The sequence below is a fragment of the Streptomyces phyllanthi genome (assembly GCF_009377205.1).
Taxonomy (GTDB): domain Bacteria; phylum Actinomycetota; class Actinomycetes; order Streptomycetales; family Streptomycetaceae; genus Streptomyces; species Streptomyces phyllanthi.
Map to the genome: position 1 here is coordinate 1 of NZ_VJZE01000350.1, position 9,911 is coordinate 9,911.

General features: G+C 71.4%; 11 protein-coding genes. 4 read left to right on the forward strand and 7 right to left on the reverse strand.

The annotated features are described in order from the left end of the window. Positions 1–455: GTP cyclohydrolase I FolE (gene folE / locus FNH04_RS33695; protein WP_152789646.1), on the forward strand; the 455-nt coding region annotated here is incomplete at its 5' end. Positions 456–486: 31 nt separating this feature from the next. Here the strand turns inward: folE and FNH04_RS33700 are convergent. The 5 genes from FNH04_RS33700 to folP all read right to left on the reverse strand — a co-directional run bounded on the left by FNH04_RS33700 (position 487) and on the right by folP (position 3,654). Continuing rightward, the gene (locus tag FNH04_RS33700) at positions 487–978 is read right to left on the reverse strand and encodes a DUF3180 domain-containing protein (protein WP_322724610.1); all 492 of its coding nucleotides are present in this window, start codon (positions 976–978) and stop codon (positions 487–489) included. A gap of 61 nt (positions 979–1,039) precedes the next feature. After that, positions 1,040–1,651 carry a 2-amino-4-hydroxy-6-hydroxymethyldihydropteridine diphosphokinase gene (gene folK / locus FNH04_RS33705; RefSeq protein ID WP_152789647.1) on the reverse strand — a complete coding sequence of 204 codons (612 nt, stop codon included), beginning with the start codon at positions 1,649–1,651 and terminating at the stop codon, positions 1,040–1,042. Beyond that, positions 1,648–2,007, reverse strand: a complete 360-nt coding sequence (folB, locus tag FNH04_RS33710; RefSeq protein WP_322724612.1) for a dihydroneopterin aldolase — start codon at positions 2,005–2,007, stop codon at positions 1,648–1,650. The genes folK and folB overlap by 4 nt, the downstream gene beginning before the upstream one ends. A gap of 280 nt (positions 2,008–2,287) precedes the next feature. Then, entirely contained in the window at positions 2,288–2,791 is a 504-nt protein-coding gene (locus FNH04_RS33715; protein ID WP_322724613.1) for a nuclear transport factor 2 family protein, read from the reverse strand. Beyond that, positions 2,788–3,654 carry a dihydropteroate synthase gene (gene folP / locus FNH04_RS33720; RefSeq protein ID WP_152789648.1) on the reverse strand — a complete coding sequence of 289 codons (867 nt, stop codon included), beginning with the start codon at positions 3,652–3,654 and terminating at the stop codon, positions 2,788–2,790. Before folP ends, FNH04_RS33715 begins: the two co-directional genes overlap by 4 nt. 269 nt (positions 3,655–3,923) lie before the next feature. On the opposite strand from folP, the gene FNH04_RS33725 reads away from it, so the two are divergent. Then, positions 3,924–4,877, forward strand: a complete 954-nt coding sequence (locus tag FNH04_RS33725; RefSeq protein ID WP_228031771.1) for a LysR family transcriptional regulator — start codon at positions 3,924–3,926, stop codon at positions 4,875–4,877. 227 nt (positions 4,878–5,104) lie between these two features. On the opposite strand, the gene FNH04_RS33730 is transcribed toward FNH04_RS33725, so the two are convergent. Beyond that, entirely contained in the window at positions 5,105–6,913 is a 1,809-nt protein-coding gene (locus FNH04_RS33730) for a phosphatidylglycerol lysyltransferase domain-containing protein (RefSeq protein ID WP_152789650.1), read from the reverse strand. 271 nt (positions 6,914–7,184) lie between these two features. Next, positions 7,185–8,333, reverse strand: a complete 1,149-nt coding sequence (locus FNH04_RS33735) for an ABC transporter ATP-binding protein (RefSeq protein ID WP_152789651.1) — start codon at positions 8,331–8,333, stop codon at positions 7,185–7,187. Positions 8,334–8,504: 171 nt separating this feature from the next. Here FNH04_RS33735 and FNH04_RS33740 point away from each other — a divergent pair, with 171 nt between their 5' ends. Beyond that, on the forward strand, positions 8,505–9,230 hold the full coding sequence (locus FNH04_RS33740; RefSeq protein WP_386575175.1) for an ABC transporter permease: 726 nt from the start codon (positions 8,505–8,507) through the stop codon (positions 9,228–9,230). Then, positions 9,227–9,911 (forward strand): ABC transporter permease (locus FNH04_RS33745; RefSeq protein WP_152789653.1); only part of this gene is annotated, 685 nt, incomplete at its 3' end. The genes FNH04_RS33740 and FNH04_RS33745, both read left to right, overlap by 4 nt.

The following is a 9,911-nucleotide window of genomic DNA, read 5'->3' on the forward strand; positions in this document are numbered from 1 at the left end:
CGTACAAGGAGATCTTCGCGGGGCTGTGGCAGAAGCCCGAGGATGTCCTGACCACGACGTTCGACATCGGTCATGACGAGATGGTGCTGGTCAAGGACATCGAGGTGTACTCGACCTGTGAGCATCATCTGGTGCCGTTCCGCGGTGTCGCCCATGTCGGATACATCCCGTCCACCAGCGGCAAGATCACGGGACTGTCGAAGCTGGCCCGGCTCGTGGACGTCTACGCCCGCCGTCCCCAGGTGCAGGAACGACTCACCACGCAGATCGCCGACTCCCTGATGGAGATCCTGGAGCCCCGTGGGGTGATCGTGGTCGTGGAGTGCGAGCACATGTGCATGTCAATGCGCGGTATCCGCAAGCCCGGGGCGAAGACCATAACGTCCGCGGTGCGCGGCCAGTTGAGGGACGCGGCCACGCGCAACGAGGCGATGAGCCTCATCATGGCCCACTGACCGGATCTCCGCCTGCCGGTGCCCGAGGGGCCTACACCGCCCGGGCCGCCCCTCCGCCCCCGTTCGTGTCGTCGTCCTCCGGGAGCTTGCAGACGCGTTCGAGGAAGAAGGCGGCCACTATGACGGCGATGCCCGCGAGGACCGAGAAGCCGGCGTAGATGGCCTGGTCGCGGCGGGCCGGGATGTCCAGGGACTCCAGGAGGAAGACGCCCGTGCCGCCGTACATGCCGGCGACCAGGGCAGCGACGAGTGCGCTCGCGTGGCCGAAGACGACCGCTCTGGCGGCGACCAGCGGGTCGACACCCCGGGCGCCCGGGCGCCGCTCGCGCTGGGCCTTGAGGCGGGAGCGCAGCGAGAGCCCGGTGGCCAGCAGGACGGCGGCGATCAGGGCGAGCACGATGGGCGCGGCCAGTGGGACGCGGGGCAGCGTGCCCACCGCGTTCCACAGCCGGGCTCCCGCCCAGGACAGCACCCCCGCCACCACGAACACCGCGGCCAGCGTCCTGATGCGCAGCTCTCTCACGACGTCCCTTCGACGATGGTGTGTGCGCCGGGGATGATCCCGACCCGCTAGACCTTAACGACTACTCGGGCAGCCGGAGTTCCAGGTCGGTGCGGGGGGCGACACCGTCCGGGGTGACCTCCGCGAGGAGCCGGGCGACCGGGCCCCGGCCGGGCAGCTGGGCCTCGGGGTCCACGTCGTGCCAGGGCACCAGGACGAAGGCCCGCTCGTGCGCGCGCGGATGGGGCAGCGTCAGCACCGGGTCGTCGGACACCACGTCGGCGTAGGTGACGATGTCGACGTCGATCGTGCGCGCGCCCCACCGCTCGTCCCGTACGCGGTGGAAGGCCTCCTCGACGGCGTGCGCCCGCTCCAGGAGCGAGGACGGGGGCAGCGTGGTCTTGAGGACCACGACCGCGTTGAAGTACGTGGGCTGGCTGCCCGGTGCCACCCCCCACGGCTCCGTCTCGTACACCGGGGAGACCGCCTTGACCCGTACGCCCGGGGTGTCCTCCAGGGCGTCTATGGCGCCCTGGAGCGTCTCCAGGCGGTTGCCGAGGTTCGAGCCGAGGGAGAGCACGGCCCGCTGGGGGTTGTGCAGGGTCGTGTCGGCGGCGTCCACCTTCTCGACGACCGAGGCGGGCACCGGCTGGACCGTCGGGTCGCTCTGCCCGTCGGTGAAGAACGCGGTCATACTCGGCTCCGTGTGATCGTGACGGTCACGTCGTCGAAGGGGACCGTGATGGGCGCCTGCGGTTTGTGGACGCAGACCTCGACCTCCTGGACCTCCTCGTGCTTCAGGCACACCTGGGCGATGCGCTCGGCCAGCGTCTCGATGAGGTCGACGGGCTCGCCCTCGACGACGGCCACGACCTCCTCCGCCACGATGCCGTAGTGCACGGTCTTCGCCAGGTCGTCGTCGGCCGCGGCCGGTCGGGTGTCCAGGCCCAGCGTCAGGTCCACGACGAAGGTCTGGCCCTCCTCGCGCTCCTTCTGGAACACACCGTGGTGCCCGCGGGCCCTCAGGCCGCGCAGCGCGACACGATCCACGCGAATCACTCCTGCAGTCGTCGGTCACGGCCCGTGCGTCCGTGCGCGGACGGCACACCGGCCACCCTCGAATCTACCTGCGGGCACGGACAGCGCTCGGCCACGGGCAGTCCGGATGTGCACCTCGACGGGCACAGTTCATCGGGCGTTTCCCCGCGGGGACCACGGCGGCTCACAGGTTGGAAGCCGCGCATACCCCGTGTCCCGTGGCTCCAATCACCTCCACGGCCCTCGACTCGCCTCCGGGCCCTCGACAGACCCTCGGCAGGCACCTACCCGGTCAGGCGGGGGTGTCGTCGTCCTCGTCGGCGTCGTTTTCGGTCAGAACGGGGGAGGCGTGGTGCGACCACAGTTTCCAGCCGTCGGTGGTGCGCCGGAACACGTTCGTGGCGACGACCAGCTGGCCGACGAGCGGGCCCAGCTCGCCGCCGCCCTCGGGTGCGGGGCCGCCGCTGAGGATGTTCTCCGTGCAGGTCACCAGGGCCGTGTCGCCGGTGACGGACACATGGACGTCGGTGAGGAAGAACTGGATGTACTCGGTGTTCGCCATGATCAGGGCGTACGACCTCAGCACCTCACCGCGGCCGGTGAGGGCCGGCCAGCCGGGGTGGACGCAGGAGATCACTCCGCTGTCCGCCGGGTCGTGGTACGACTCGTCGACGCCCAGGTCGGCGGGGGTCAGCCAGAGGGAGGCGACGGTCTCGAAGTCGCCGCGCTCCAACGCTTCGTAGAAGGCCGTGTTGGCGAGTTCGACCTGCTCGACGTCGGTGTGGGGCGCGCTCACAGCTCCCGGGCTCCCTCTACGGCCCGTGCGACGCGTACGGCGTCGGCGGTGGCCCGTACCTCGTGGACGCGGACGGCCCAGGCGCCCTGGTGCGCGGCGAGGGCGGAGACGGCCGCGGTGGCGGCGTCGCGTTCCCGGGCGGGTGGCGGGGCGCCCTCGGTGTCGGCGAGGACGCGGCCGAGGAACCTCTTGCGGGAGGCGGCGACCAGGAGGGGGTGGCCGAGGCCGAGCAGGCGGTCGAGGCGGGCGAGGAGCGCGAGGTCGTGGTCGGTGTCCTTGGAGAAGCCGAGCCCCGGGTCGACGACGATCCGGTCGGGGGTGATGCCGCCTGCCAGAACGGCCTCCACGCGCGCGCGGAGCTCGTCGACGACTTCGGAGACGACGTCCTCGTACACGCCCTTGACCTTGCCGCCCTGCAGGAAGCCGCGCCAGTGCATGACCACGAAGGGGGCGCCGGCCTCGGCGACGACCGGGATCATCGCCGGGTCGGCGAGGCCGCCGCTGACGTCGTTGACGAGGGCGGCGCCGGCGGCGAGGGACTGTTCGGCGACCGAGGCGCGCATGGTGTCGACGGACACGACGACGCCTTCGGAGGCGAGGCCGCGGACGACGGGGATGACGCGCCTGAGCTCCTCGGCCTCGTCGACGCGGGTGGCTCCGGGGCGGGTGGACTCGCCGCCGACGTCCACGAGGTCGGCACCCTCGGTGACCAGGGCGAGGCCGTGTTTGACGGCGGCGGTGGTGTCGAACCAGCGGCCGCCGTCGGAGAACGAGTCCGGGGTGACGTTGACGACGCCCATGACCGCGCAGCGGTCCCATGCGGGGAGTCCCGCCACCTGGCTGCGCCGGCTCTGCTTGCTCATGCGTCCAGCCTAGGGCTCCTGCGGGGTAACCGGACCTTCGGGCGGGGCGTTCGCGGAGGGGGTGTTCTCGCCGACGGTGCTCTCCGCCCCGTAACCCGGGGCGGTGCGGGCCACCCTGTCCAGGTGGTCGAGTGGGACGAGGCAGGCGGTACCGGCCGACGTGCCGACTCCCCCGCTGATCCCCCGATTCGCCGACGAGCCGGCCGGCCGCCAAAGAGACGATCGCAGCAGGGGCGTTGGTCGATCAAGGTGGTATTGGTGCACAATCCATGAGCCAGGCTCATCGATGTGGGGAGCGGCACGGCGTGGACCTGACGGAGATCGAAGTATTCCTGGCACTGTCGGACGAATTGCATTTCGGACGCACCGCTGAGCGGGTGAGACTCTCTCAGTCCCGCGTCAGCCAGCTGATCCGGACGCTGGAACGACGCATCGGCGCACCGCTGTTCATCCGCACCAGCCGCAGGGTCGAGCTGACCCCGCTGGGCGAGCACACCAGACGCACCTTCGGCGCCGCCTACGAGGGCCTCAGAAAGAGCTACGACGAGGCTTGCGCCATCGCGCAGGGCATGGACGGCCCCCTGCGTGTCGGCTTCCTCGGCTGCCTCAACGGCCCGCCGCTGACCGGCACGGTCGTTGTCTTCGGCCGTCGGCACCCGGCTTGCGACATCACGGTGGTCGAGGTGCCCTGGCGCGACCCGTACGGGCCACTGCGGACTGGCGAGATCGACGTCCTGCTCACGCTGCTGCCGATCGACGAGCCGGATCTGAAGGTGGGGACCGTACTGGTGTCCCACGGCCGAATGCTGGCCGTCGGCCTGGACCATCCGCTGGCGGGGCGCGAATCGGTCGATATCGAGGATCTGGCGGACTCGGTCCTGCTCGACGGCCCCGCCGAACTGCCGGATGTCCTCCGGCACGGCTTCTGCCCGCCGTTCACCCCGCTCGGCAGGCCCTTGCGCCGTGGGAAGGGCGGACGGACCTATCAGGAGTCGCTCCACCAGGTGGCCACCGGCGAGATGGTATGGACGACCCATGAGGGACTGTTCCATTCGTACCGGCACCCGGGCGTAGTGCACCGGCCGCTCAGCGGACTGCCTCCGGCCAACGGTGCCCTCGTCTGGCGCACGGACACCGAGAACGCCAAGATCCGCGCGTTCACCTCACTGGCCGCACAGCTGGCCTCCGGCCATGCGTCCTCCCCGGCGAGCCAGGAGCCATGACACGGCCGAGCCGTCCGGCCCGGACGCAGCGCCGAAGCGCCTCGGTCACGTCGTGGTGCCCTGGAGAACCCACGTCGGGGTGCAGCCCTTCCCCGTGCCGGCCGGGGGGAGAGAGACGCCGGCGTCCCGTCCGGTCATGTCCAGGCCGTACGCCCGCACGGGGTTCAGGGCGGGTGAGGGGCCCGGACCCGGCGGCGGGTGGCGGGGCGCTCTCCGTTTGTGGGCGGTCAGGCCGCCCGGACCTCCTGGTGCTCCGCCATTCGGTGGACGCACGGGCGGGGGCCGGTGGCCCTGCGGCGCAGTACACGGGGGAGCGCCACGCTCACGAACCCCTCCGCCTGCATCGCGGCGAAGCCGATGCGCGGGAGGTCACGGGAGGTGGCGTAGACGACGAAGCGGGGCTCCCAGCGGGGGCGGAACTTCGCGTTGAACCTGTACAGCGACTCGATCTGGAACCAGCGCGAGAGGAAGACCAGCAGACCGCGCCACGCGCGCAGCACGGGCCCCGCACCGATTTTCTCGCCGCGCGCCAGCGCCGAGCGGAACATCGCGAAGTTCAGGGACACACGCTTCACGCCGAAGCGGGGAGCCGCCTGGAGCGCCGCCACGATCAGCAGCTCGTTCATACCGGGGTCGGCCGAGCGGTCCCGCCGCATGAGATCCAGCGACGCCCCGTCAGTGCCCCAGGGTACGAAGTGGAGTACGGCCTTGAGGTCGCCGTACGGCCCCGGCTCCGCGTCGGGCTTGTGCGCGGTGGCGATCAGGCAGTCGGGGTCGGTGGGATCGCCGACGCGGCCCAGGGCCATGGAGAAGCCGCGCTCGGTATCGGTGCCGCGCCAGTCGTCGGCGGCCCTGCGGATACGGTCGAGTTCGGCCTCGCCGAGGTCACGGACGCGCCGTACCCGGGTTTCGTAGCCGGCTCGCTCGATGCGCTTCACCATCTGGCGTACGTTGCGCATCGCGCGCCCGGCGAGGGAGAAATCCGGGACCTCCACCACCGCCTCGTCGCCCAGTTCGAGGGCGCCGAGCCCGGTCTCGCGGGTCCACACCTCGGCGCCCGTCTCCGAGCAGCCCATGACGGCGGGCGTCCAGGAGTGGGCCTTCGCCTCGTCCATGAAGCGCTCGATCGCCCCGGGCCAGGCCTCCACGTCGCCGATCGGGTCGCCGCTGGCGAGCATCACGCCGGACACCACGCGGTACGTCACCGCCGCCTTGCCGCTGGGTGAGAAGACGACCGCCTTGTCGCGGCGGAGCGCGAAGTGGCCCAGGGAGTCCCGGCCGCCGTGCCGGTCCAGCAGGGCGCGCAGCCGTGTCTCGTCGTCCTCCGTCAGTCGTGCGGCCGGGTGTTCGGGGCGGAAGGCCAGATAGACCGTGGTGATGGCCGTGAGCAGGCCCAGGGCGCCGAGGGAGAAGCCGACCGTCCATGACGTGTCGCCGGTGTAGCCGACGGGGCCCTCGAAGCCGAACAGGCCGTACAGGACGTGCTCCAGGCGGTCGGACAGGCTCGGGTCGCCCACCATGCGGCGGGGGTGCGCGCTGACGACGATCAGGCCGAGGACGATCGAACCGGCGCCCAGCAGGACGAAGTTGGTGAGCGCGCGCCAGCGGCTGCGCGGGTCCGGCAGCGCGCGGAACTCGTCGCGGTGGAGCAGCAGCGGTGCGAGCAGCGCCAGGGAGATCAGGGCGCCGACGAGCGAGTGGCGGTAGGTGAACTGGGCGATCGCGCCGGCCGGCAGCAGGGCCACCGCGGCTCGCCAGGCCCTGCGTTTACGGCGCCGCAGCCCGTGTGCGAGGAGCAGCAGCAGGACGCCCGCGCTGAGCGACAGGGCGGCGGCGAACGGGCCGAACGAGCCCGGCAGCACCTCGGCGATCGCGTGCATCCGGCTCCGCCGGAAGCGCGGGAAAACCCCCGCGGCGATGTCCAGGAGTCCCACGAGGGTGCAGGCCCTGGCGGCCAGGGCGGGAACGGCCTCGGGGCGCGGCCCGCTCAGTACGCGCCGCCACCGGCTTGATCGACTCGGAACCTCGACCGACATTTCCCTGTCTTTCCTGGCAGACATCGCATCCCGTAGTTCTGCGAGAGACCTTGAAATCCGGCGCCAATCCGGCATCCGGCGACATTGCGCCCTCTAGGACGGTGTCTCGGGGAGAGAGGTTCACTCCCCATCGGAAAGCCGGTTCAAAGGCTGGGGAAAGGCCCGGGCAAGCCGCCGTGAAAGAGCGGCGCCGGCGATCCGCGCCCGGCCCGGATGACCTTCCCTCTGCCATCAGCCGCGTCCCCCTGCTGTCGGTCGCGTCACCCTGCCGTCAGTGGTTGCTGACCGTCTCCACCTCCACGTCCGCGCGCGCGATGTCCCGCGCGTCCGCCGCCGTGGAGCGGCGCAGGGCCTCGTGGAGGCGGGCGGGGGTGAGGACGCCCAGGAACCGGCCCTCGCCGCGCTCGTCGATGACGGCGATCCAGCCCGCGTCGTGCTGGAGCATCGTGGCGAAGGCCTGCTTGAGGGACGCCCCCAGGGGGAGCCACGCCTCCATACGGCGGGCGTGTTCCCGTACGGTGCCGGACCGCACGCGCGCGTGCTCGGCGGAGATCCAGCCGTGGAGGTTCTCGTCCGCGTCCAGGACGACGGCCCAGCGCGCGTCCAGTTCCCCGGGCAGCGGGTCGTCGAGGTGCACGACGGGCGGCTGTTCCAGGTCGCTCCTCTCGATCGCCGTCACGGACAGCCGCTTGAGACCGCGGTCCGCGCCGACGAAGTCGGCCACGTACGCGTTCGCGGGGGCGCCCAGTACGGCCGACGGGGTGTCGAACTGCTCGATGCGCCCCTCGCCGTACACGGCGATGCGGTCGCCGAGCCGTACGGCCTCCTCGATGTCGTGCGTGACGAACAGGACCGTCTTGCGCACGGAGCGCTGGAGTGCGAGGAACTCGTTCTGCAGCCGCTCCCGTACGACGGGGTCGACCGCGCCGAACGGCTCGTCCATGAGCAGGACGGGCGGATCGGCGGCCAGCGCGCGGGCGACGCCGACGCGTTGGCGCTGGCCACCGGAGAGCTGGTCGGGGTAGCGGTCGCCGTACACGGCCGGGTCGAGGCCGACCAGGTCGAGGAGTTCGGCGGCGCGCTCGCGGGCCTTGGCGCGCTTGACGCCGAGGAGGTGCGGGACGGTCGCGGTGTTGTCGAGGACCGTCCGGTGCGGGAACAGGCCGACCTGCTGGATGACGTAGCCGATACGGCGCCGGAGCCGCACCGGGTCGGCGGCGGCGATGTCCTCGCCGTCGAGGAGGATCCGGCCGCCGGTGGGCTCGATGAGCCGGTTCACCATCTTCATCGTGGTGGTCTTGCCGCAGCCCGACGGGCCGACCAGCGTGACCAGTTCACCCTCGGCGACCTCGAACGACAGGTCGTCGACGGCGGTCGTGCCGTCCGCGTACCGCTTGGTGACGTGCTCGAACCGGATCATGGCCCCCATTGTGGCCGCCGGCGCCGGTCGTTGTGTGAAGGCCGTGTTGCGGCTCCGCGGCGGCTCTCGGCGATTGTCAGTGGTGGGGTCTAACGTCGTCACCAAGTCAAGACCATGCGCTGTTTTTCGGTCCAGCCGCATGTGTCCGGATTTTCGGGGGAGGTGCGGCGGGTGAGCGAGCGGCGGAACTGCCTGGTGGCCAACGACTGGATCTGCGGTGAGTACGTCCGCTCCCGCGGCCAGGAGCTGGTCGACGCGACGGTGCAGCACGTGGGCATCACGGCGGTGTCGGTCGTCCTCGGCGTGCTCGTCTCCTTCCCGCTGGCGCTGCTGGCCCGCCGCCGGCGTTCGTTCGCGGGCGCCGTCCTGGGCCTGACGACCGTGCTCTACACGATCCCGTCGCTGGCCATGTTCTCGCTGCTGCTGCCGCTGTTCGGACTCTCCGCCTCGCTGGTGATCACGGGCCTGGTCCTCTACTCGCTGACGATCCTCGTGCGGAACATCCTCGCGGGCCTCCAGGCCGTCCCCGAGGAGGCCGTGGAGGCCGCGCGCGGCATGGGGTACGGGCCGGTGCGGCTGCTGTGGGAGGTCGAACTGCCGCTGGCGCTGCCGGCCCTGCTCGCCGGGGTGCGGATCGCCACGGTCTCCACGGTCGCGCTGACGACGGTGGGCGCGATCGTCGACTACGGGGGTCTCGGCACCCTGATCCTCGACGGCCTCGACAGCACCTTCAAGGCCCAGGTGCTCACCGCGTCCGTCCTGTGCGTCCTGCTCGCGCTCGTCGCCGATCTGCTGCTGCTCGGGCTGCAGCGGCTGCTCACGCCGTGGACACGGGCGACGCGTACTCCGCGCATACGGAGGCGCCCGGTGGCGGTGAAGGTGGCGGAGCCCGCATGAACGCGATCACGGGTGCGTACGACTGGCTGACGTCCGACGCCAACTGGCAGGGGGAGAAGGGAGTCTGGCACCGGCTGGCCGAGCATCTGTACTTCAGCGGGGTCACGCTCGCCGTCGCCTGCCTGATCGCGCTGCCCCTGGCGCTGTGGCTCGGGCACGTCGGCAGGGGCGGCGCGCTCGCGGTGAACATCTCCAACGTGGGGCGTGCGGTGCCCACGCTGGCGGTGCTGGTGCTGCTGACGCTCACACCGCTGGGGGAGCACGGGGATCTGCCGACGCTGATCGCGCTGGTGCTGTTCGCGGTACCGCCGCTGCTGACCAACGCCTATATCGGCATGCGCGAGGTGGACCGGTCGGTGGTGGAGGCCGCGCGGGGCATGGGCATGAGCGGCGGGCAGGTCTTCCTCCGGGTCGAACTGCCCCTCGCCTACCCGCTGGTGATGACCGGGCTGCGCTCGGCCGCGGTCCAGGTGGTCGCCACGGCGACGCTCGCCGCGATGGCCGGGGAGGGCGGGCTCGGCCGCATCATCACGGCCGGCTTCAACCTCCAGAACACGCCCCAGGTCGTGGCGGGCGCCTTCCTCGTGGCGGTCCTCGCGCTGTTGGTGGAGGCGGTGCTGGTGGTGGCTGGGCTGGCGTTCAATCCGATGCGGGGGCGTTCGGGGGCTGGCTCTTATACAC

Coding starts and splice junctions, on each gene's coding strand:
- folK (WP_152789647.1), bottom strand. CDS start 1,651: ATGACCGCGTTCTTCACCGACGGGCAGAGCGACCCGACGGTCCAGCCG.
- folP (WP_152789648.1), bottom strand. CDS start 3,654: ATGAGCAAGCAGAGCCGGCGCAGCCAGGTGGCGGGACTCCCCGCATGG.
- FNH04_RS33725 (WP_228031771.1), top strand. CDS start 3,924: ATGAGCCAGGCTCATCGATGTGGGGAGCGGCACGGCGTGGACCTGACG.
- FNH04_RS33730 (WP_152789650.1), bottom strand. CDS start 6,913: ATGTCGGTCGAGGTTCCGAGTCGATCAAGCCGGTGGCGGCGCGTACTG.
- FNH04_RS33735 (WP_152789651.1), bottom strand. CDS start 8,333: ATGATCCGGTTCGAGCACGTCACCAAGCGGTACGCGGACGGCACGACC.